Annotated in this window: 23 protein-coding genes and 1 tRNA gene; 15 read left to right on the top strand and 9 right to left on the bottom strand. The window is 40.4% G+C overall.

The features are described from left to right. Window positions 1-15: 15 nt before the first annotated feature. Both VF675_RS04895 and VF675_RS04890 read right to left on the bottom strand, forming a co-directional pair. A complete protein-coding gene (locus VF675_RS04895; RefSeq protein ID WP_440204859.1) occupies window positions 16-663 on the bottom strand; it encodes an HAD-IB family phosphatase in 648 nt (215 codons plus the stop codon). Continuing rightward, window positions 630-1,835, bottom strand: a complete 1,206-nt coding sequence (locus VF675_RS04890) for a DUF1615 family protein (RefSeq protein ID WP_368782144.1) — start codon at window positions 1,833-1,835, stop codon at window positions 630-632. The genes VF675_RS04895 and VF675_RS04890 overlap by 34 nt, the downstream gene beginning before the upstream one ends. An 83-nt stretch (window positions 1,836-1,918) precedes the next feature. Between VF675_RS04890 and dusB the strand changes: the two genes are divergently transcribed. Then, window positions 1,919-2,944, top strand: a complete 1,026-nt coding sequence (gene dusB, locus VF675_RS04885) for a tRNA dihydrouridine synthase DusB (protein WP_440204858.1) — start codon at window positions 1,919-1,921, stop codon at window positions 2,942-2,944. A gap of 42 nt (window positions 2,945-2,986) precedes the next feature. On the opposite strand, the gene VF675_RS04880 is transcribed toward dusB, so the two are convergent. Further along, window positions 2,987-4,033, bottom strand: a complete 1,047-nt coding sequence (locus VF675_RS04880; protein WP_278519015.1) for an NAD(P)H-dependent flavin oxidoreductase — start codon at window positions 4,031-4,033, stop codon at window positions 2,987-2,989. Window positions 4,034-4,192: 159 nt separating this feature from the next. Here VF675_RS04880 and VF675_RS04875 point away from each other — a divergent pair, with 159 nt between their 5' ends. Beyond that, complete coding sequence (locus VF675_RS04875) at window positions 4,193-4,708, top strand: hypothetical protein (protein WP_225555923.1); 516 nt, start codon at window positions 4,193-4,195, stop codon at window positions 4,706-4,708. Between the two features lie 403 nt (window positions 4,709-5,111). On the opposite strand, the gene VF675_RS04870 is transcribed toward VF675_RS04875, so the two are convergent. Next, window positions 5,112-5,456: a hypothetical protein gene (locus VF675_RS04870; RefSeq protein ID WP_004973048.1), complete on the bottom strand. Its 345-nt coding sequence runs from the start codon at window positions 5,454-5,456 to the stop codon at window positions 5,112-5,114. 251 nt (window positions 5,457-5,707) lie between these two features. Here VF675_RS04870 and VF675_RS04865 point away from each other — a divergent pair, with 251 nt between their 5' ends. After that, window positions 5,708-5,926, top strand: coding sequence for a DUF1653 domain-containing protein (locus VF675_RS04865; RefSeq protein WP_004973051.1), 219 nt, complete (start codon window positions 5,708-5,710; stop codon window positions 5,924-5,926). A gap of 87 nt (window positions 5,927-6,013) precedes the next feature. Here VF675_RS04865 and VF675_RS04860 read toward each other — a convergent pair whose 3' ends face one another. From VF675_RS04860 to ahpC, 3 genes are all read right to left on the bottom strand, one after another. Then, on the bottom strand, window positions 6,014-6,220 hold the full coding sequence (locus VF675_RS04860) for a hypothetical protein (RefSeq protein ID WP_004973053.1): 207 nt from the start codon (window positions 6,218-6,220) through the stop codon (window positions 6,014-6,016). A gap of 249 nt (window positions 6,221-6,469) precedes the next feature. Continuing rightward, window positions 6,470-6,787 (bottom strand): hypothetical protein, encoded by a 318-nt coding sequence (locus VF675_RS04855; RefSeq protein WP_225530638.1) that lies wholly within the window; start codon window positions 6,785-6,787, stop codon window positions 6,470-6,472. A 344-nt stretch (window positions 6,788-7,131) separates the two neighbouring features. Further along, window positions 7,132-7,695 (bottom strand): alkyl hydroperoxide reductase subunit C, encoded by a 564-nt coding sequence (gene ahpC, locus VF675_RS04850; protein WP_004973058.1) that lies wholly within the window; start codon window positions 7,693-7,695, stop codon window positions 7,132-7,134. A gap of 372 nt (window positions 7,696-8,067) precedes the next feature. Here ahpC and VF675_RS04845 point away from each other — a divergent pair, with 372 nt between their 5' ends. The 12 genes from VF675_RS04845 (at window position 8,068) to VF675_RS04790 (ending at window position 21,171) form a co-directional block, all read left to right on the top strand. Further along, the gene (locus VF675_RS04845) at window positions 8,068-12,027 is read left to right on the top strand and encodes a DUF3418 domain-containing protein (RefSeq protein ID WP_368782559.1); all 3,960 of its coding nucleotides are present in this window, start codon (window positions 8,068-8,070) and stop codon (window positions 12,025-12,027) included. Between the two features lie 30 nt (window positions 12,028-12,057). Further along, on the top strand, window positions 12,058-13,170 hold the full coding sequence (locus tag VF675_RS04840; protein ID WP_019838017.1) for a beta-ketoacyl-ACP synthase III: 1,113 nt from the start codon (window positions 12,058-12,060) through the stop codon (window positions 13,168-13,170). A 198-nt stretch (window positions 13,171-13,368) separates the two neighbouring features. Continuing rightward, window positions 13,369-14,790, top strand: coding sequence for a cysteine--tRNA ligase (gene cysS, locus VF675_RS04835; RefSeq protein WP_167846083.1), 1,422 nt, complete (start codon window positions 13,369-13,371; stop codon window positions 14,788-14,790). A gap of 65 nt (window positions 14,791-14,855) precedes the next feature. Continuing rightward, window positions 14,856-14,931: transfer RNA gene (locus VF675_RS04830), tRNA-Gly, on the top strand. 403 nt (window positions 14,932-15,334) lie between these two features. Further along, window positions 15,335-16,312: a KpsF/GutQ family sugar-phosphate isomerase gene (locus tag VF675_RS04825; RefSeq protein WP_004973067.1), complete on the top strand. Its 978-nt coding sequence runs from the start codon at window positions 15,335-15,337 to the stop codon at window positions 16,310-16,312. Window positions 16,313-16,315: 3 nt separating this feature from the next. After that, window positions 16,316-16,855 (top strand): KdsC family phosphatase, encoded by a 540-nt coding sequence (locus VF675_RS04820; protein ID WP_004973069.1) that lies wholly within the window; start codon window positions 16,316-16,318, stop codon window positions 16,853-16,855. Between the two features lie 40 nt (window positions 16,856-16,895). Continuing rightward, window positions 16,896-17,438: an LPS export ABC transporter periplasmic protein LptC gene (gene lptC, locus VF675_RS04815; RefSeq protein WP_004973071.1), complete on the top strand. Its 543-nt coding sequence runs from the start codon at window positions 16,896-16,898 to the stop codon at window positions 17,436-17,438. Then, window positions 17,428-17,994, top strand: coding sequence for a lipopolysaccharide transport periplasmic protein LptA (gene lptA, locus VF675_RS04810; RefSeq protein ID WP_004973072.1), 567 nt, complete (start codon window positions 17,428-17,430; stop codon window positions 17,992-17,994). Before lptC ends, lptA begins: the two co-directional genes overlap by 11 nt. Then, window positions 17,994-18,761, top strand: a complete 768-nt coding sequence (lptB, locus tag VF675_RS04805) for an LPS export ABC transporter ATP-binding protein (protein ID WP_004973074.1) — start codon at window positions 17,994-17,996, stop codon at window positions 18,759-18,761. The genes lptA and lptB overlap by 1 nt, the downstream gene beginning before the upstream one ends. 222 nt (window positions 18,762-18,983) lie before the next feature. Next, on the top strand, window positions 18,984-19,583 hold the full coding sequence (locus VF675_RS04800; RefSeq protein WP_096900925.1) for an IMPACT family protein: 600 nt from the start codon (window positions 18,984-18,986) through the stop codon (window positions 19,581-19,583). After that, a complete protein-coding gene (locus VF675_RS04795; protein WP_096900924.1) occupies window positions 19,576-20,202 on the top strand; it encodes an acyltransferase in 627 nt (208 codons plus the stop codon). Before VF675_RS04800 ends, VF675_RS04795 begins: the two co-directional genes overlap by 8 nt. 126 nt (window positions 20,203-20,328) lie before the next feature. After that, window positions 20,329-21,171, top strand: a complete 843-nt coding sequence (locus VF675_RS04790; RefSeq protein WP_440204857.1) for a universal stress protein — start codon at window positions 20,329-20,331, stop codon at window positions 21,169-21,171. Between the two features lie 180 nt (window positions 21,172-21,351). Here the strand turns inward: VF675_RS04790 and VF675_RS04785 are convergent, their stop codons facing one another. Together VF675_RS04785 and VF675_RS04780 are read right to left on the bottom strand one after the other, a co-directional pair. Then, window positions 21,352-22,017: an O-methyltransferase gene (locus VF675_RS04785; RefSeq protein ID WP_004973089.1), complete on the bottom strand. Its 666-nt coding sequence runs from the start codon at window positions 22,015-22,017 to the stop codon at window positions 21,352-21,354. A gap of 151 nt (window positions 22,018-22,168) precedes the next feature. Next, the gene (locus VF675_RS04780; RefSeq protein WP_004973092.1) at window positions 22,169-22,888 is read right to left on the bottom strand and encodes a D-Ala-D-Ala carboxypeptidase family metallohydrolase; all 720 of its coding nucleotides are present in this window, start codon (window positions 22,886-22,888) and stop codon (window positions 22,169-22,171) included. Window positions 22,889-22,921: the final 33 nt, after the last annotated feature.

Below are 22,921 nucleotides of genomic sequence, written 5' to 3'. Positions count from 1 at the left end.
TATCATTCATCAAAATCAAGCCAGTTTTTTATAAGTTACAATTTCTGGCAATGAATGATCACTACCCACCATATAAGAATAAGTCGCTAAACTCAGCATGGCATCATCTTCATCACTATTACCATACGCATAAATAGCTGCATAATTTTCTAAATCATATTGTTCTAAAATCCGTATTTTCTTTTGTTCCCGACTACAATCAGGTGTTGAATATTGCCCTGTGAATTGTAGATTTTTAATTTCTGTTTCAGTACAAAGCAAATCGACATTTAACTGCTGACAAATATATTGCAAATAAATATCCACACTGGCAGAAACAATCACCACATCATCACCATTGAATTGATGCTGTTTTAATTGTTGTAACAGTTGTGGGTTAAGGTCATGCATTAAATCTGCTGCATAGCGTTGTGCAAGTGCTAATATTTCAGTTGTACTTGCATCTTTAAACATGGCACTAAACAATTTAGGGCGCATGGCATGCGCAGGATAGACTTTTAAATAATAGGCCTGAATCCACGGTAAGGTTTTTAAACCTTGTTTGATAATGTGTCGTTTAGACAAGGCATAGAAAATGAACCCTGTAAAACTGTCTTTGCTACACAGAGTCCCATCAAAATCAAATAAGGCTAGATTTTTATATTTTTGGCTTTTTGCATGCATGTTTTATAACGTCCATTGACTCGTGTTGCGAACCAATTGGTGTTGTAATCTCGACTGAGTTTAGGCCCTGAAATCACCACTTGTGGCATCATGGCATAAAATGGCTCTTTGCCCGTTTGAGCTTTATACAGTTTAGTTACAGCCAGATAGGTCGCGGTATCTTCAAATTTCTTTTCTTTTTCTTTTTTTAAGTCTGCACGAATTTGTCGTGGTGTAACCAAAATATTATGTTTGGCAAAAACAGCAATTAATTCACGTTCTGATTCACTCTTTGCATTACGCACGCCGCCATCTTTAGCATAAAGAAGTAAGTCGCCATCCAAATCGAGTTCAGCTTCGGTTAAATCATTCAGCATACTTTGGAATGCGGCATTGCGACTTGAATACATGCCCGAGTTATAGTCCGCAAACCGGTATAGCGCTTGATCATAGTCGGCAGGGTACATCATTAAACGATGAATCCCATAATATAAGCCACCATACTGGGTATATAGATCGCTGCGTAATTCCGCAATGTTGCCACTTTTTCGTTTGTGCTCTTTGGCATAGCTAATATGCACTTGCATAGAACCTAAAGTGGTAATTGGGTTAAGTTTTTCACCAATATTTTGTCCAAACAGTTTGGCAGCACCTGTTAGTGCGGAAACATGATAATGCTTTGCCATGTAGTCAAAAATTTCACGGTATAGTTCATCTAATTCACGTTCAGTTTTTACCCGACGCATTTGACTCAAATAGTTATCTTCAGGGCTAGGGTGGTTTTTCAGCACATCCTGAAAATAGCCTGCAACCGTGCCGCCAATTGCTTCGCCCAGTTTGGCTTTAAATTTTTCATCTAAACGATCTTGCACTTCTTTAACAGCTTTTTCACCCAAACCATAAACTTGTGGGTCTGCTACAAAGTTAGATTCCTGATCAACCACAGCAATAATGGTGCACATATTTTCTTTAGTTTGTGGAATACCCAATTGCTCAGAAATATCATAAATATCTTTAGCCCAAGCACTGCGTTCACTGACACGGTTAGGAATCAGTTTGCGAATGTGTTCTGCTTCCAAGGTCGGCTCATTGTCCTTAGACCACCATGCGCTGTCTCCACAGGCTGCTAAGCTTATGGATAAGGCGAGCACGCTGAAGGGTTTCATCAAAGAAGTGAATACAGTGTCTTTCATAGATAGGGAAAACTCGTTCCAAATGGATGAGCCCAAAGGGCAGATGCAGTATACTATGCCAATCATTAAAGTTAAGAATATATATGTATATTGGTCCCTATCAACTGTCAAATAATTTGATTGTTGCCCCAATGGCAGGCGTTACTGATCAGCCATTTCGCTCATTGTGCAAATACTTTGGTGCTGGGCATGCGGTCAGTGAAATGATGACGTCTGACAAAACTTTGCGCATGAGTAAAAAGAGTTTGTATCGTGCCAATTTTGATGGGGAGCTTGCGCCAATTTCTGCACAAATTGCTGGTTCAGATCCGCATGATTTGGCGGAAGCAGCACGCTATCAGGTGGCCAATGGTGCACAAATTGTTGATATCAATATGGGATGTCCTGCCAAAAAAGTCTGCAATAAGTTGGCTGGTTCGGCTTTATTGCAAGATGAAGATTTGGTGGCACGCATTTTAGATACTGTGGTTGCCGCGGTGAATGTGCCTGTGACACTGAAAACTCGCTTAGGTTTTTTGAATGGGCAGGAAAATATTTTACGGGTTGCCAAACGTGCAGAACAAGCAGGTATTGCTGCATTGGCATTGCATGGGCGTACCCGTGAAGATATGTATTTAAACCGTGCACGTTATTCACTGATTAAAGAAGTGAAAAGTATGCTCAATATTCCTGTGATTGCCAATGGTGATATTGATAGTCCTGAAAAAGCCAAATATGTCTTGGATTATACAGGCGCAGATGCGATTATGATTGGACGTGCTGCGCAAGGACGTCCGTGGATTTTTCGGGAAATCGCACATTATTTAGCAACAGGTGAGCTGTTAGCAGCACCGAGCATTGCAGAAGTTCAAAAAGTATTACTTGGACATTTAGCTGAGCTGTATGAATTTTATGGTGAATATTCAGGTTGTCGTATTTCACGTAAACATATTGCTTGGTACACCAAAGGTTTACGTTCAAGTAATGAATTCCGTCAAAGTATGTATCAAGTAGAAAGTACTGCAGAACAATATAAAGTGGTGGAAGATTACTTTAATCAGCTACTTGCGCATGGTGAAATCATGAGTGATGTGCAGGTTGAAGCGGTGAACTTATTAGATACAAAATAAAAACCCAACCGTGATACACAGTTGAGTTTTTCGTACGTAAACTTAGCGTGCGTGAATCATTTCCAAAACCAACTGATTAATTAAATCTGCGGCTTCTAATTCACGAATTTGACTGACATTACTCCCTGCCCAAAAAGGTGCATAACCTTGCTCGCCTTGTGTTACGGCGGCTGCATGCAACTGTTTTGCAAGATCATACGTATATGGATAGGTGGGCACGGTTAAACGATTTGGTGTATCTACCTGTGTATGCCAATGATTAATTAAACCACGGGCAGGACGTCCAGAGATGCTGTCGGTAATTTGAGTAATGTTTTGCTGAAATAAAGCTTGTCGATAAGCTGGATTGGCATTGGAACTTTTACATTGCACGAAAGCTGTACCCAGCTGTACCGCAGAAGCGCCCAATTTCAGCATTAACTGTGCTTGCTGACCATTCATAATGCCACCTGCGGCAACCACTGGCAGGGTACAATGTTCACGAATCAGTTGTACTAAATCGCTGGTTTTAATTGCACTATCAAAAGTTTGGTTAAAGATACCCCGATGTCCACCTGCCTCAATGCCTTGGGCGATAATGACATCAATTCCCGCTGCTTCAATGGCTTGAGCTTCGGCTAAGTTGGTTGCTGAAACCATAGTAATGATTCCTGCATCTTTTAAAGCCTGAATTTGATGCGCATGCGGAATCCCGAAGTGAAAACTGACGGCTTGTGGTTTAGTTTCTAGTACAAGATCTAAATATCCATCATGGTCTTTAAAACTTGGATAAATACAATTTAGTTGACTCGGTGCAGTTGCGCCATAGCGTTCAAAGATTGGCTGAAAATGTGCAATCCACGCTTGTGCAGCGACTTCATCTAGTGGACTTGATTCATGGCAAAAGAAATTGACTTGAAATGGAAAATCGGTCAGTTCTTGAGTGCGTAAAATTTGTTCACGTGCAGCATCTACCGTGTTTGCACCTAAACCGAGTGAACCAAAACCACCTTGATTAGAAACCTCGGCTGCAAGTTCGGGAGTAGAAACGCCAGCCATTGGAGCAAGAAAAATAGGATGCTTTATATTCAGTTGTTCTAATAAGGTCATATTATTTACTCCATGTTTTTATCTACTTTGCCCAACTCTAGATAGATTGGCAAATCATATCCGTCATTTCCTTATGAAATATTAAGATGAGCGATATCATTAAATTTGCAGATGCTTTCAGGCATAATAAGCCTGATGTATGAATTGATGAGTAAATTAATGAAGCCTTTCGTTTATGGTGGTTTGCTTGTGGTGTGTGGATTAAGTGCGTGTAGCAATCCACAGCAAACTCAAGTAAAAATTGATCCAAAGCAATATCAGGTTCAGGATGCGACTGCATTACAACAGCGTATAGATGCTTTAAATGTCAAATTGGCGCAAGACTTCAAACAATTTAAACAAGTCGAAAATATCGCATTTGCACATCAATTCCCTTTAGATGTAAATAACTTACAAACTTTAAATCAGCATTTAGTCGCCAGTACTGCTTTAAAGCCGACTAAAATTGCTTATTGCGATATGATGAATGGTCATTTTGCTGAGTTATATCGTTTAGGACATTACAATCTAGATTTTCTCAAAGATGTAAAATTACCGCGTGCAGAGCAGGAAAATTTGGCTGAAAATTTTGCCAATGCAGAATCTTATTATGATTTTATTTTGAATCGTTACACCAGTTACCGCCAAGTACAACAGACCATGGGCTATGGTTGTAATTTAAAAGCGGCGTTATAGTTGCGGCAGGATTTAGGTTTACTAGGGTCTGTTGATATTTCATAAATGGCTTGCGCTGTAGGCTAAAACTGAGCAGATTAGGCATGAAACGCAGGGAATAACGGGTTTATTTTCAAGTTTTATAACGCAATCTGTGAAAGTTTTAGCCACATGAGCAAAAACAAAGCACTGCTTTGTTTGCTGCGCAAGGGAACAAGCATATTTTTTGCTGCTATTACGTTATGTTCCAGTCATTTAGAATGAGTAAATTTCCTGTCCCATGCCTTATATCAGCTAAAAAACCTTGCGAGATATATCTCTCATGTCGCAAACATAGACGAATTGTCAACAGACCCTAATTAAATCGTGCTGAATAAAAAACTCCTGAGAATTTGCTCAGGAGTTTTTGTTTTATACAATCAAATTATTGTTGTGCTTTTTCTTTCACATTTGCAGCACCTTGTTCAACCGCACCTGCAGTCGCAGCAGTTGCATCTTTAGCAGCTTGTACAGTCGCATCAGCTGCGTTTTCTGTTGCTGTTGCAACATTGTGTGCAGCATTTTCAGTTGCTTGCGCTGCGTTATCTACCGCAGTTGCTGTAGCAGTAGCAGCTTCATGTGTTGCATCTTTGGCATCATGTGCAGCTTGAGCCGCAGCGTTTTCTAAGTGTTCACCCGTAGTTGCCCCTGTTTCTGGTGCTTTTTCTTTTGCACAACCTACAAGTGCTACAGTGGCAGCAAGACCTAAAGCAATAAGAAGTTTATTCATTATCATGTTTCCTTTTTTTACATCCACTTAAGATGGGATAATGCGAATATAACCAAAAAACAATCAATTTGAAGCTTAAAATTGTTCAAATAATGTAATGGGTTTAGATATTTTTTTGTTGTGTAGATTAGAACGATAAATTAGAGAAAAATATGCCGATGCGATTCATTTTTTCTGATAAGGTGAAATCTTAAGAATGGTTACAGTTTTTATTGTACAGTAATGCCATTCTGTAAGATTGGGATTGTAAAATGCTTAAAAAAGGGATTTATCAACATTATAAAGGGCAATTGTATCAAGTGCTGCATGTGGCTACACACAGTGAAACCCAAGAGAAATTGGTGGTTTATCAATGCTTATATGGCGATTATTCTATTTGGGCCAGACCGCTTGATATGTTCACGGAGAGTATTACTTTGGATGATGACCGTGAACAGGAACGCTTTAAATTGATTCAAGAAGTGTATTAATATTTGAAGTTATTTACCTATTTAAAACGATCCAATCTATTTTTAGATTGGATCGTTATGTGGATGCTCAAAGTTTAATAAAATCAATTATTGAATGGAAATACGGTTAAAGCTTAAATCGTATGCTAAATATTTACTCACAAAAGCTGCTTTATCACTGCGTCTTAATAAGTTGTCATAAATAAATTGTGGTACAGGATGGAATAAATCCCCAGAGCCATTTTCGTAAAATATTTTTAAATAACGTGAAGATGCACTGTATGTCCAGGATGTCACGGCAAGTGTTTTACCCATAAGCAACTCCTTTATTTTTTATATTATTTTTCACAGAATAAATCTGCTTATTTTGAACATAAGTGAAGTGCTTGCTAAAAAGTATTACAGAATTGTAACTTTTGAATATAAGTTTTTTGCGCAACCTAAACGTGCCAAAAACGACAAAACTATTATGAAGCGAAATAAAACACCACATTTAGGATGTGGTGTTTATGCTTTGCACATGAATAGTCATTCATTTAAATAAAATGATTGAAAGACTAGATTTTATAGATGACGACATTGATCTTCTTTGTCACCAGAAACACGGTTTGTGCCGCCAGTCGGTTTTACGCGGTTATCTTCACATTCTAAATTGCCATTCACGCGGTTATTTTTTACAACGATTGAGCCTGAATTATCTTTAAGTTGAATATTGCCATTTACACGGTTTGACGTGAGTTGGATGTTACGCCCATCTTCGAGTTGGATATTGCCATCAATGCGGTTGGCATGTGCATTAACCTGACTAAAGTTTCCTTTAGATTCTAAATTGCCATCAATCGTACTATTTTTAATTGCCGTATGTGAGTTGGAATGCAACATTAGGTTGCCCTTAATAGTCACATGATCAAGAACACATTGTTTATGCACTTTGACATTATCATCAATAGTTCGATTTTTAATGCTGCCATTACAGTTGAAATCAGCTAAAGCTGGCACTGAAAATGCTATTAATGTTGAAAGTAAAAATAATTTTTTCATAGAACAGCCCTCAAAAATAAATCTCACAACTGTTACCGGTACAGATTCGATTGTAGTGTTGTAATGTTTTTACATTTTCTATTCTAGAGATGAAATATGAATAAATAAGGTAGAAAAGGGTGATGTTCTGATTAAAAAAACCACGCAAAATATGCGTGGTTTTTTTGAGTGGTTTAATCTAAAACTTAGATTTTACCTACTAGGTCGATAGATGGGGCTAAAGTTGCATCACCTTCTTTCCATTTAGCTGGGCATACTTCACCTGGGTGAGCGTGAACGTATTGAGCTGCTTTAACTTTACGAAGAAGTTCTTGAGCATCACGGCCAATACCGCCAGCATTGATTTCGATGATTTGGATTTTACCTTCTGGATCAATTACGAAAGTACCACGGTCAGCAAGACCAGCAGATTCGATTAATACTTCGAAGTTTTTAGAAAGCGTCCAAGTTGGGTCGCCAACCATTACGTATTGGATTTTTTTGATTTCTTCTGAAGAATCGTGCCAAGCTTTGTGCGTGAAGTGAGTGTCAGTAGAAACTGCATAGATTTCAACGCCTAATTTTTGGAATTCTGCGTAATTGTCTGCAAGGTCACCAAGCTCAGTTGGGCAAACGAAAGTGAAGTCAGCAGGGTAGAAGAATACTACAGACCATTTGCCTTTAAGATCAGCTTCAGTTACTTCAATGAATTGACCGTTGTGGTATGCATTTGCTTTAAATGGTTTAACTTCAGTATTAATTAAGCTCATCATTGTCTCCATGATTAAGGTTTGTATTTCGTTGGTAATAGAGTATCTAATTTTGTTTTATTGCTGAAATAGTATTTTTACATTACTAGCATCGGAAAAACAAATGAGTATGTAAAAAGCGTACACTTTCATTACTGCATTATTGAGTCTTTATTAAGCCTCAAAATGATGATTGCATGACAACCTATTTCCTCAGGTTCAAATACAACCCATTTCAGCAATTGGCGAACATACATCTATTTGGGGATGCTATTTTGAAATTCAAGGGTGGATTGAAAACTTTTTAAATACGCATTCTAAATCACTGTTCTTTCGCTCAAAGGCATTACAGCGTAAAATACGCGTTTGTGTTTTGGTTAGGAAGCGTATTCTGTGCAGAGTCATTTAAATGTAGACCACCTCGTTTTGGCGCGTGATCGTCATCGTTTAAATCGACTACGAAAAGGCAAAGATGCCAATCCAAAGCAATATCAGGAATTATTTGAAAAATCTAATTTAAAAGTGTTGGAGCGTGCGCAGCGCATTCCCGATATCAAGTTGAATCAAGATTTACCTGTGACTCAATCTGCCGAACAGTTGATTACTGCAATTCAGCAACATCAGGTCATTATTGTGGCGGGTGAAACGGGTTCGGGGAAAACCACACAGTTACCACAAATTGCAATGTTGGCAGGTCGTGGTTTAACGGGGTTAATTGGTCATACTCAGCCACGACGTCTTGCTGCGCGAAGTGTATCTCAGCGTATTGCCGAAGAAGTTGGTGAAAAGTTGGGCGAGTCCATCAGCTTTAAAGTTCGTTTTAATGAACAGGGTTCGCAAGATTCAATTGTCCGTTTAATGACCGATGGTATTTTGTTAGCAGAGCTTGTCAATGACCGTTATTTAAATAAATACGACACCATTATTATAGATGAAGCGCATGAGCGTTCTTTAAATATTGACTTCATTATGGGCTATTTAAAGCAACTTTTGCCACGTCGCCCTGATTTAAAAGTCATCATCACTTCTGCAACTTTAGATGTGCAGCGTTTTAGTAACTATTTTAACGGCGCACCTATTTTTGAGGTCGAAGGTCGAAGCTATCCTGTCGAAGTACGTTATCGTCCAATTTCTGAATTAAGCATTGGTGGTAGTGATGATGATGAGTTTGATGACTTTGAAGAAAACTTGCCACGCGCAGTGGTGCAAGCGGTAGAAGAATGCTTTGCCGATGCACAGGAAAAAGGTCATCCTGAACATGCCGATATTCTAATTTTTGCCAGTACCGAACAGGAAATTCGGGAACTGCAAGAAACCTTGCATAAGCATGGGCCGCGTCATACTGAAATTTTACCGTTGTATGCGCGTTTGGCTTTGGCGGAACAACAAAAAATCTTTAATCCTTCTGGTGGCGGGCGCCGTATTATTATTGCCACCAACGTCGCTGAAACTGCACTTACTGTACCCAATATTCGCTATGTGATTGATAGCGGTTTTGCACGTATTTCACGCTATAACTATCGCTCCCGCGTGCAGCGTTTACCGATTGAAGCAGTATCTCAGGCAGCAGCAAATCAGCGTAAAGGACGTTGTGGTCGTATTGCGCCTGGTGTCTGTATTCGCCTGTATTCTGAAGAAGATTTTTTAAGTCGCCCAGAGTTTACTGAACCTGAAATTAAACGCACCAACTTGGCATCGGTCATTTTACAAATGCAAAGTTTGGGCTTAGGCACGCTCGAAGATTTTGATTTTATTGAGCCGCCAGATCATCGTTTAGTCAATGATGGGCGTAAACTGTTGATTGAACTCGGTGCGATGATTGAGAAGGGTAAAGCCCCTCTTTTAGATGGAGTGAGTAGCTCTGCTACACACGGGGATGACTCTAATCCCAATACTTCCGCTAAATCCAGCTCTAATAAAGGTGAGCTTCAAGGCAGCAGCTTAACCAAAATTGGTCAGCAAATGGCAAAAATGCCGATTGATCCACGATTGGCACGTATGATTTTAGGCGGTGCACATTTTGGGGTGTTAAATGAAGTCCTGATTATTGTGGCAGCATTGGCCGTACAAGACCCGCGTGAACGTCCTGCAGACAAACAAATGCAAGCCGATCAAAAACATGCACTGTTCCGTGAAGCAGATTCTGACTTTTTATTCTATTTAAAACTGTGGGAAACTTTGCACGAAAACCGTGATGGCATGAGTGAAAACAAACGTCGTACTTTTGCCCGTCAGCATTTTTTAAGTTGGTTGCGTTTACGTGAATGGAAGAAAACTCATGAACAATTGGTGGATTTGGCGCGTGGCTTAAAACTGTCGTTTAATGAGAAAAAAGCCAGTTATGAAAATCTGCATCGGGCGTTATTAACAGGGTTGCTTTCTTTTATTGCCAATAAAACCGATGAGCGCAATGTATTTATGGCGGTACGCCAACAAAAAGCACGAATTTTCCCTGCATCGACTTTGCATAAAACCAATACACCGTGGGTCATGGCATTTGAGATGGTGGAAACTTCGCAAGTGTATCTACGCACCTTGGCAAAAATTGAACCTGAATGGATTTTATTGGCTGCACGTGATTTGCTGAAGCATCACTATTTTGAACCACATTGGTCTAAAAAAGCAGGCGTGGTGAATGCCTATGATCAGATTTCGCTGTTTGGTCTAATTATCGAGCCGAAACGTCCTGTCAATTACGAAAAGGTCGATCAGGAAGCCGCCCATGAAATATTCTTACGTGATGCTTTAACCACAGGCAACTTGGGCATTACCCCACCATTTTTAAAACACAACCTGCTTAAACTGGAAGAAGTGGAACGGGTTGAAGATAAATTACGTCGTCGTGATTTAGTGGTTGATGAAGAAACTATTTATCAATTTTATGCCGCCAAAGTACCTGCAGAAGTTGCAAGCCGTCGTTCCTTTGAAGATTGGCGTGCCACAGTAGAGCCGCAAAATCCACGTTATTTATTTGTGGAAGATGATGCACTTTGGCTGAATGATCGTCCGACCACGCAGCAATTTCCTGACTATTTGCGTAATGGTGAGCTGCGCTTGGCGGCCAGTTACCGTTTTGACCCCAGCCATGATGAAGATGGCGCAACCGTTAAAATTCCAGTGCAAGCGTTGGCACAGGTCGATGAAAATATCTGGTCGTGGGGTGTTCTGGGTTGGCGTGAAAATTTAATTGAAGCCTTGCTCAAGACTTTGCCTAAAGATAAGCGTCGTCATTTGGTGCCTATTCCAGACACAGCTCGAAAGTTGCTACAACGTGTTGATGCGGTAAATTTACGCGAGCACATTTTTAGCTTTTTGGCATTCCAGTTACGCGCAGAGCACATCACCGAAAAAGACTTTAGCTTTGAGCGAGTAGATGCGTATTTATTGCCGTTCATTAAAGTGTTAGATGAAAAAGGGCGGGTGATTGAGCAAGGGCGTGATTTATCTGAATTAAAAGCGCGTTGCCGTACCGAAACTCACAGTCCAGTAAAACAGTTACACGGCGAATTCCAAACCTTCCCTGAACGATTTGTATTTGAAGCCTCGCAAAAAGTCACGGGCGTAGTGGTTAAGCAATATCAGGCGTTGGTACCAAGTAAAGCTTTTGCAGAACTTTCACAAAAAGATGAATCGGGTGTGGTGATTCAAACCTTTAATGATCAGCGCGAGGCGATTCATCAGCATCGTGAAGGGGTGATTCGTTTGCTGCATGTGCAATTAGGCGATTTATCACGGCAATTGAAAAAGCAAATTGCCAAACCATTGGCCTTGGCGTACTCACCTTTGGGTGATAAAGCACAACTTGAGCAAATGTTGATCTATGCGACCTTGCAAAGCATTATTTGTGACGTGCCAGTCAACTTGGAAGAGTTTCAAAACTTGCAGCTTGAGGTAAAAAAGACTTTTCTCAGTCATGGTCAAACCACGCTGCGTATCTTTAATGAAATTTATATTGCTTGGCAAGACATCCGCCGTCAGCTCCTTATGCTAGATGAAGCCGTGTTTGCCAAAAATATGGATGATATTGAAGATCAGCTGGACTTAATGCATCTGGCAGACTTTGTGTATAGCAAGCCTGTAGAGGTGTGGAGCGAATATCCGCGCTATTTGAAAGCGTTGTTATTACGTTTAGACCGCTTACCCAACAACTTGCAAAGAGACGATGCTGCCATCGCCCAAATTGACCCTTGGATGGACAAATTGTTTAAACACAAACAAGATGCCCGACTCAAGGAATTGTACTTTATGGTGGAAGAATTACGCATATCGCTGTTCTCTCAACCCATGAAAACCAAAATGCCAATTTCTGCAACTCGGCTGCAAAAAGTATGGGAAAAGCTCGGAATCAGTTAAGATATTAGTAATTTCTAGAAGGAGTTTTACATGGGCATTCGCATTACAGGTACTGGTCTTTATCACCCAGAAGATGTTATTACCAATGAAGAGTTGGTCGAAAGTTTAAATGCTTATGTGGAACAGTATAATCAGCTCAATGCTGACAAAATTGCAGCAGGTGAGCTTGAAGAACGTCGTGGCTCAAGTGCTGACTTTATCGAAAAAGCCTCTGGGGTAAAACGCCGTTACGTGTCAGAAAAAACAGGTATTCTGGACATTAACCGTTTACGTCCAAATTTGCGTGAACGCGGGGATGATGAAATTTCGCTACAAGCAGAATGGGGTGTAATTGCTGCAAAACAAGCCATGCAAAATGCAGGTGTGTCTGCAGAAGATATCGATGTAGTGATTTTATCTTGTTCAAACTTGCAACGTGCTTATCCTGCAGTGGCGATTGAAATTCAAACTGCGCTTGGTATTCAAGGTTATGCCTATGACATGAACGTGGCGTGTTCTGCTGCGACTTTCGGCATTAAGCAAGCGCATGATGCGATTAAAGCAGGCGCGCGTCGCGTGTTATTGGTGAATGTCGAAATTACCTCAGGTCATAACGATTTCCGTTCACGTGACTGCCATTTTATTTTTGGTGATGTAGCAACCGCTTCAATTTTGGAAGACACTGAAACCAAAGCAGGTTTTGAAATTTTGGACATGAACCTGTTTACTCAGTTCTCGAATAATATCCGTAATAATTTCGGTTTTTTAAACTTAAGTGAAAATGCAGATATTGACGATAAACGCTTCCATCAAGATGGTCGCAAAGTCTTTAAAGAAGTTTGCCCCTTAGTTGCCAAAATGATTACTGCGCAATTAGAAAAGAATCAGATTGCGCCAACCGAGGTGAAGCGTTTCTGGTTGCACCAAGCCAATGCCAGCATGAACGAACTCATTTTGAAATTGGTGGTTGGTAAAGAAGCAGCACAACCAGGTTTAGTACCTATTATTTTAGATGAGTTTGCCAATACTTCTTCGGCAGGGGTAATTATCGCTTTACACCGTACTGCACACGAAGTCGAAAACGGTGAATATGGTGTCTTGTGTTCATTTGGCGCAGGCTATTCAGTTGGCGCGATTTTGGTACAAAAACGTGATGCTGCATAAGCTTTGCCAAACCGTATAAGATCAGCAAACGCCTAAGTACAGGTATTAAAAAGTTCCTTCTCCTTCGGGAGAAGGCTTGGATCATCGCGATATTCTCTTCACACAGACACATACAGAATAAAAACATCGAAAAACTTTATGAAAAATAATGCTTAGGTTAAGATGGAGCATCTTTTAATAGACCTATTTTGAAAACCTATGCAACCATTTGTTCTATATAACTCAGAGCAACGAAAAAAAGTTGAATTTGTTCCGCGTAAAGAAGGACATATCGACATGTATGTCTGTGGCATGACGGTTTATGATTACTGTCATATCGGGCATGCGCGGGTTATGGTTGCATTTGACTACATCATTCGCTTTTTGCGCAGTCAAGGTTGGAATGTGAAATATGTCCGCAACATTACCGACATTGACGACAAAATTATTAAACGTGCCAATGAAAATGGCGAGAGCATTCAAGCTTTAACAAATCGTTTTATTCAAGCCATGAATGAAGATGCGGCAAACTTAGGCTGTGTTGAACCTGATGCTGCACCACGTGCCACTGAATATATTGATCAAATGCAAAATATGATTGGTAATTTGGTCAATAAAGGCACAGCTTATCCTGCAAGTAATGGCGATGTTTATTTTCAGGTTGAAAAATTTGACAAATATGGCCGTCTTTCAGGTCGCAAGCTAGAAGACATGCAGGCGGGCGCGTCTGAGCGTGTTGATGTTGAAGTCGACAAAAAGCATCCATTTGACTTTGTTTTGTGGAAACATGCCAAAGAAAATGAACCATCTTGGGCTTCGCCGTGGGGCAATGGACGTCCGGGTTGGCACATTGAATGTTCTGCGATGTCGACTTGCTGCTTAGGTAATCATTTTGATATTCATGGTGGTGGTTCAGACTTAATGTTCCCACACCATGAAAATGAAATTGCCCAGTCTGAAGCATCAACAGGTGAGCAGTATGTAAATTACTGGATGCACGTTGGCTTTATTAATGTCGATGGCGAAAAAATGTCGAAGTCATTGGGTAACTTCTTCACCATTCGTGATGTGATGGAAAAATTCCATCCTGAAGTGATCCGCTACTTTATTGTGTCATCGCATTATCGTAGCCCTGTAAACTTCTCCGATGTAGCACTCAAAGAAGCCAAAACCGCATTATCACGTTTCTATCACTCATTTAAAGCTTATCAACAAGCGTACGGTACGCAAACAGTTGAGCAGTTAGATGAGGCTTTGGTGGAACGTTTTAATGCCGCAATGCGAGACGACTTTAATACAGCCGAAGCAATTGCAGTTCTGTTTGAAGTCAATAAAGAGCTGAACCGTTCAGTAAAAGAGCAGCAGGCAGATCAGGCGGCGGTGTACTATTCGACTTTGCGTCATTTGACCAATATTTTAGGTTTGGTGCAGCATGATGTTGACGAATTCCTGAAGTCTGATATTGGTCAGGACGCTTTAGGTTTATCTGAACAAGCCATTGCAGACTTCATTCAGCAACGTCAGGATGCCAAAAAAGCCAAAGATTTCGCCCGTGCTGATGAAATTCGTCAGTCTTTGCTCGATCAAGGTGTGGTCTTGGAAGATACCCGTCAAGGTACAGTATGGCGTCGTGCTGATTAATTGAGCACTTGGGAGCATAGAGAGTTGACAGTTGTATGAAATTCTCTATAATTCACTTCCATATTGCGGGAATAGCTCAGTTGGTAGAGCACAACCTTGCCAAGGTTGGGGTCGCGAGTTCGAGTCTCGTTTCCCGCTCCAAAATTTTAAAAAACGCTTATCGAAAGATAAGCGTTTTTTTATGGCTGTTTGTTACAGCTTGCTTGCAGTCAGCTTTATAGATGGGTTTGATCCATAATTTTTAGAGCATTTTCGTTGAAATATGCTTCTGAGCTAGTTCTATCTTTAGCTTTATCTGCAACTTTGAATCAATAAAATAAATAGCCTAAGCTCAAATATGATTGTTTTTCATTTGAAACTCGAGTCAAAAAGCGAGTTAATTAAAACAGCATACAAAAATGCGTTAAAACAAAAAACACACGCAGAATCAAAGTGTAGAATTGCATAGATATGCTAAAATTGCGAAAATTAAATGTGCTTCAATAAATCGCTTTTATTGAGGTGTAGAAAATACTCAATTTAAGTTGAACGTTGAATGCCAAACATGTCAAATACCATTGATTTCCAATCTGTAGCCTTAGACACTTTAAGAATAGAAGAACAAGCATTACAAGTCTTGGCGACGCAAATTGATCAGCGTTTTAGCCGTGCCTGCGAAATCATGTTGCATTGCAAAGGGCGTGTTGTGGTCACAGGTATGGGAAAATCAGGTCATATTGGTCGTAAAATGGCTGCGACGTTTGCCTCTACAGGCACACCGTCTTTCTTTATGCACCCGGGTGAAGCAGGGCATGGTGATTTGGGAATGTTGGTACGGGGTGATGTTTTAATTGCCATTTCCAACTCCGGCAAAAGTGATGAAATTATGATGTTGATGCCACTCATCAAACATCTGGAAGTTCCTCTAATCACAATTAGCGGTGATGATCGCGGGCCGATGCCACAAAATGCTGATGTCGCTTTAACATTAGGCAATATTCAGGAAGCTTGTCCACTTGGTTTAGCACCAACCTCAAGTACGACTGCAACCTTGGCATTAGGTGATGCATTGGCTGTAGCGTTACTTGATGCACGTGGTTTTACTGCCGATGATTTTGCTCGTTCACATCCTGCAGGCGCTTTGGGTAAGCGCCTGTTATTGCATGTGAAACATTTGATGCATACCGGTACAGAATTACCTAAAGTTGCACCAGATACACCAATGAACAAAGTGTTATACGAAATTTCAAACAAACGTCTAGGTTTAACCACAATTGTCGATGAAAATGACGTCTTGTTAGGCATTTTCACTGATGGTGATTTACGACGTTTAATTGATAAACAACAGGGCTTTGATGTGAATTTACAAGTTGGGCAAGTGATGACTCAACATCCTGCAACGATTTCACAAGAAGCACGTGCAGTTGAAGCTTTAGAACAATTACGTGACCGTAAAATCAATCAGTTTGTGGTGGTGGATGATGCCAATAAAGTCATTGGTGTGATCAGTATGCATGACTTGATTCAAGCAGGGGTAAACTAAACAATGGCATCTTATATTTTATTAGAGCAAGCGCGTCATATTGAAGCTTTGGTTTTAGATGTCGATGGAATTCTAAGTGATGGTTTTGTCACCTTAACCAACAGCGGTGATGAAATTAAATCATTCGATATTCGTGATGGTTTAGGTATGAAACTGGTGCAACAAGCAGGTGTTAAAGTCATTATCATCACGGGTCGTAAAAGTAATATTGTCGAAAAACGCATGTCCGATTTAGGTGTAGATTTGGTCTACCAAGGACGTGAAGATAAAGGCACTGCATTGCAGGAAGCCTGTGCCAAGTTAGGTTTATCACCTGCAGATTGTCTCTATATGGGCGATGACTGGCCTGATCTTTCAGCGTTTTCGATTGCAGGGATGAAAGTCACAGTGCCAAATGGACATATTGAAGTGCGTCGTCGTGCCGATTTAGTCACACAGGCCATGGGTGGGCGCGGTGCGGTACGTGAAATCTGCGATATGATTTTAACCGCCAAAGGTGTGTACCAAAGCTTACTTGAAAAATATCTCAGCATCCCTCATTAATTAAGTCATACATTCAAAGGTTTGAGTTACAGCCCCACTTATGGATACTAAAGTTTTATACGTTACTGCGATTGCAATTGCAGCTGTAAGTGGTGGTTATTACTATTACAGCGGTAAAGGCAAAAAACTGGAAACTGACGCTGCTCGCTCTATGACTTATAGTGCAGAGCAAATTCATCTGACCCAAACAGATGAGCAGGGCAATTTATATGTGCGTGCGCAAATTGACCGTTTAGAGCAAGACATGCAGCAAAAAACCTCTAAGCTGGAAAATTTGAATGCCTCTATGTATAAAGCGGGCGCGGTGGATGCCACTTTTTTTGCTAAACAGGCACAAGGTTTTAATGACAATGAAAAGGTTGTGTTGTCAGATCAAGTGCTAGCAACCAAGTTACTCGCTCAAGGCAAACTGACGCTTGAAACAGTCGAGTTGAATGTGTTTCCTAAAACACGTGAAATCAGTACCGAAAAACAAGTGACTGTACAATCTCCACAGGCTGATTTTATCAGTCAGGGCTTAAAAGCCAATTTAAATGACGGGCAATACGAATTTTTTAATATTCGAGGAAAGTATGAACCATAAATCTAAGCTTACAGCTCCTAAAGCGTTGATAAAACAAGCAGCACTTGTGGGCTTGGCGGTGCTTTCATCGGCAGGTGCATGGGCAATTCCGTCAGACCGCAGTCAGCCTATTACTTTATTGGCAGACCGTGCGACCTTTAGTGAACGTACTGGCGTCACCACTTATACAGGCAATGTGGTGATTGAACAGGGCACCATGAAACTGCAGGCAGATTCGATTGTTGCTAATCTGAACAGCAAAAAAGAAATTAGTGTCATTACGGCAACGGGCAGACCTGCGCAATTCCAGCAAAAGACTGATCCAGCCAAAGGGCTTGCCAAAGGTCAGGCGCAAAAGATTGTTTACAATGCTGAAACAGGCATTATCACCTTAACGGGTGGCGCACTTTTAGAGCAAGATGGAGCCAGTATTCGTGGTAATACCTTGCGTTATAGTATGAACAAAGGCGATGTTGAAGCGATTGGTACACCGAACAAAACTGGTTCTGAAGCGGGTCGTGTAAAAATTGTGATTCCACCATCAAGTTCAAAATCATTCCCGGGAGCGCGTGATTAATGGATCAAACGAGCGCAGCACAGGACAGCGTCCAGCACGGTCAGCAGACTTTGTGTATTAAGCATTTAGCCAAAAACTATAATAAGCGCTGGGTGGTTAAAGACGTTTCATTTGAAATGAAAAGTGGTGAAATTGTCGGGTTACTTGGGCCGAACGGTGCGGGTAAAACCACCAGTTTCTACATGGTTGTGGGTTTGGTGCGTATGGATAAAGGCGAAATCCATTTAGATCAACTGGATTTATCTGACCTTGCCATGCATGAACGTGCGCGTAAGGGGATTGGTTATTTACCGCAAGAAGCCTCTATTTTCAGAAAGCTGACCATCGCTGAAAATATTATGGCTATTTTAGAAACCCGCAAAGATTTAAATAAACAGCAACGTCAGCAGCGTTTATCAGAATTGCTGGCAGATTTTAAAATCACGCATATTAAAGATTCATTAGGGATGAGTGTGTCGGGTGGCGAACGCCGTCGTGCAGAAATTGCCCGTGCTTTGGCAGCAGACCCTAAATTTATGTTGTTAGATGAGCCTTTTGCAGGGGTCGATCCTATTTCTGTTGGTGATATTAAAGATATCATTCGTACCTTAAAAGATCGTGACATTGGCGTATTAATTACCGACCATAACGTCCGTGATACTTTAGCCATTTGTGAACGTGCTTATATTGTTAGCGAAGGTTCAGTCATTGCAGAGGGTACACCGCAAGAAATTCTGGAAAATGAAATTGTGCGTGAAGTTTATTTGGGTGAAGACTTTTTTGTTTAAAGCTTGAATGTTCTAACCGTTATTGGTTTTCGTATGCTTACTGCATAAGTTGTAGAACAGAAAGTCGTGTAAACATTATTTAACCTTCTATACCTTTGAGGATAGAAGGTTTTTTCATGGTGGTTATCAGTCCAAATAAGCTATAACTCTAAATACGTTAGAGCGCTAAACACGTTATAATTATCAAGTTTTTATTTAACTGGTTGATTGATCTGGAGTGTTATGCCATTTACCATTGCTGCGCCCATCACTTTTGAAGAAGAAATTAAAAAAAGTCGATTTCAGGCAATTGCTGTGCCTGTAGATAATGAGCAAGCGGTAAAAACTTTTTTGGAACAGCAGCGTGATTCATCTACCACACATCAATGTTGGGCATGGAAAATCGGGCATCAATTACGTTTTAATGATGATGGCGAACCTTCAGGTACGGCAGGACGTCCTATTTTAGCCACGATTGAAGGCAATGAGTTGACTAATGTTTTGGTGTTGGTGAATCGTTGGTACGGCGGCATTAAATTGGGCACAGGCGGCTTGGTACGTGCCTATGGGGGATGTGCAGGGCAATGTTTGGCTCTAGCAGAAAAAATAGAACTGATTGAAAAAAAGACCGTGCAATTTTCCTGTCATTTTAATGAGTGGGCAATTTTACAATACGAGCTAAATAGTCAGCAGATTGAGTACAGCGAAGACTACACCGCCGAAGGCGTGTTGGTAAAGGCATTCATGCAAGTCGATCAAATAGACCCTTTAAAACTAAAATTACAAGATATTAGCCGTGGGCGTGAACAACTCAAAATCCTTGAGGATGATCAAGATGACTGAAGCAAATTCACCTGATCCATTATCGAAGTACCGTGAGCAGCATAAACACCGTTTAAACTACATGCCGTGGTTATATTGGTCATTAAAACCTAAACATCGTGTATGGGCAGAAGCTTGGCAGCAGGAATATCAAGCTTATTTAATGGCAATGGAAACGGTGGAGATTGGCAAAAACTGTTTTATTTCCCCTTTGGCACATATTTTTGCAGAGCCGGGGCGTAAAATCAGTATTGGCGATAATACCTTTATTGCAGCCGATTGTACTTTGCATGGCCCTTTAGAAATTGGCAATGAAGTCGCGATTAATCACCACTGTATTTTAGATGGTGGCAGAGTTGGAATTAAGCTTCATGATCAGGTGCGTATCGCAGCATATTGTCATTTATATGCATTTGATCATGGCATGGCTTTGGATCAGCCCATTTATCAGCAAGCGGTGCGTTCACAGGGCATTGAAGTTGGTAAGGATGTTTGGTTAGGTGCGCATGTTGGTGTTAAAGATGGGGTGAAGATTGCGGCACATGCAGTCGTTGGTATGAATAGCATGGTCACCAAAGATGTTCAGGAGCGGGAAATTGTGGTAGGAAACCCTGCCAAATTGATTCGTTATCGTGAGTAAATACGATGCAGCAAGGCTAAATCTTTAAACTTCATTACATTTTTTCATGTCCCTGCAACACGAGTTGTGTTAAGTTAAAAATAACAACTAAAAAATAGCCTGCAAAAGGCAGTAAGAGAGGCAATAATGAAACGTGTAATTGCTTGTATTGATTCTTCGCCTTGTATTAATGCGCTTGCTGAAGCTGCTGCGTGGATTGCAACACAAACTCAACGTGAATTGGTGTTATTACAAGTTTTGGATTATTACCCCGCCAGTTATCATTTGGGGGAAATTAGTGGCGTGATTGGTTTTGAAAGTAATGCCATGTTACTCAAAGAATTAGCCGAATTAGAACAAAAACAAAGTGAATTAGCACTCGATTATAGCAACAATTTATTGCAGCACATTTCCAGTATGATTCAGGAAAAGTTCGGCATTGTACCTACCCACATTCAAGAAAAAGGCGACTTTTTAGAACAAAGTTTTAGTGTGCTGAACGAAGAAGATATTGTGGTGATTGGACGTGTGGGCGAGAAATCTGCTGAACGCAATAAGGCATTAGGCAGTAATGTCGAAAACTTTATTCGTGGTGCAAATTGTACTGTGATGACTGTCGGAGAGCATTTTAAAGCACCAAACCGTTTTATTTTTGCTTATGAATATTCCCCAACTTGTATCAAAATGATGAAGCGAATTACACAAAGTGATTTGCTTAAATTATTGCAATGTCATTTGCTCTATGTCGGTGATCACCCAGAAGTTTTAAATGAACCTGTAGATTTTTTAACTTCAGCGGGTTTAGATGTGGTGGTGGAATATCGTTATGGCGATGTGGCTGAAAATATCTTAGATTATCAACGTGAACATGGTATTCAGTTGATTGTACTGGGGGCATTTAGTCACAGTAAAATTCACCAATTTTTCTTGGGAAGCATTACCACCAATATTTTCCGTAACTCAACTGTTCCTTTGTTGGTGGCAAAGTAAAATTCGTAAATGATTCAAAAAAGATCATTTCAAAAGATTGTTTAGTTGAACTGATGTAAATGCTTGCTGACTGTCCATGGTTATCCGCATAATTTGTGGATAACTGTATGGACAGTATATGTAACATTATAATATATAATGTAAAATTGCTTTAGGTTGTTTTTTAACCTTGTGTGGACTTTACTTTACAATCGCTAAAGCAAAGCCATCATGTCCTTTGCTGCCTACAGTTTGCAATGCTGTGCACGATAAAATTCGCGAATGATTTTGCATGGCTTTGAACATGTCACGAATCCCTTCAATGCTTGGTTTGTGATTGTCAGGATTTAAAATTTCCCCTGCACGAATTACATTGTCTAAAAAGATAATTGTACCTGAGCGTGAAAGTTTAAGACTCAGTTCCAAATATTCAGGATAGCTTTGTTTGTCGGCATCAATAAAAATAAAATCAAAAGCTTCAGTATCTTCTGGCAGAGCTTTTAGAATTTCTGCAGCACGACCAACTTTTAATTCAACCTTTTGTTTTAATTGAGCGCGGTCAATATTTTCCTGTCCCAAAGCTGCATGGGTATCACGTCCTTCAATCGTGAGTATATAACCATCTTCAGGCAGCGCACGTGCTAGCCACATTGTGCTATAAGCTGCGAATGTGCCCAATTCCAACACACGTTTGCATTGATTCATTTGAATGAGCATTTGTAGCAACATGCCCTGATTTGCCGCAACTGCAAGGTGATCTGGAAAACCTTTGGCATCGGTATTTTCTAAAGTTTGCGTCAAAATTGGGTCTTCGGGAATTAAATGTGATTCGATATAGTGATCGATATCCGTCCACATTTGTTGCATAGCGTGCTCACCTTTGTTGCGATGTGTGCATTGTAAACTTTTCTGCTCAGAGTGCAATTTATTCGCGGAATGGAGCAGGTGATAATCTATTTCGCAATAAAAAAAGAGGTCAATTTGACCTCTTTAGGATTTAATTCTAAACAACACTGAATTAGAAATTACACATAGATGAATGGCGGCTTAAATCTGGCCCCCAAGTTCGATAACCTTGTGTATCAATATGAATTTGTCCTGAAGCGTATAAGCCTAAGCCCATGTTTAAACTTTGACCATATTGCTGCCAGAACTGACACAGTCTGTATTTGGTACTTTCAATATAGGCATAGTCTTCGGCATTCGGGAATTGTGGCCCAATTCTAAAATCAATGGCTGAGTTAAATAAGTGACGCGATGAGTTCGCACCACCTGCACATTGATTCAGTGGTAAATCTCGATAGACAGAAGTGACTTCAAAATCAGTTAAGACTTTAGAGGCGACCAAATATTTAAATACACGCAAGGTAGGCACCTGATTTTGCCACAATTCACGACTTGGAATCATAAATTGCGAACGTCCACAGCGTTGCCAGTCACGTGCGGTACGCATTAATTCAAAACTTGGAATAATATTGCCAACACCGTTGTGTTCCAAGAAGCGTTCATATTCACGAACTTGGCGTAAATTGTCACTCACTGCCACCCATGCATTATACGAATAAGGCACAATTTTAGGTGCTACCTGACGCTCATAGGTGATTTTTTCTTGAGGAATGAAAATTCGTTTTCCATCGGGCGTGGTGATCGTTGTTGTTCTGTTTGGGGTTGAACTACAGGCAACCAAGATAACGGGAACAATGCTGAACGAAAACAGCGCCTTGAAAAATTTCTTCATTAGGCAAATCAGATATTTATTTAAAGTGGCAGT

It is taken from the genome of Acinetobacter sp. Lyrl_1, from assembly GCF_051948795.1.
Taxonomy (GTDB): domain Bacteria; phylum Pseudomonadota; class Gammaproteobacteria; order Pseudomonadales; family Moraxellaceae; genus Acinetobacter; species Acinetobacter towneri.
Note: the sequence above shows the minus strand (reverse complement) of the source record. Positions and strands in the feature narration are given on the sequence as shown.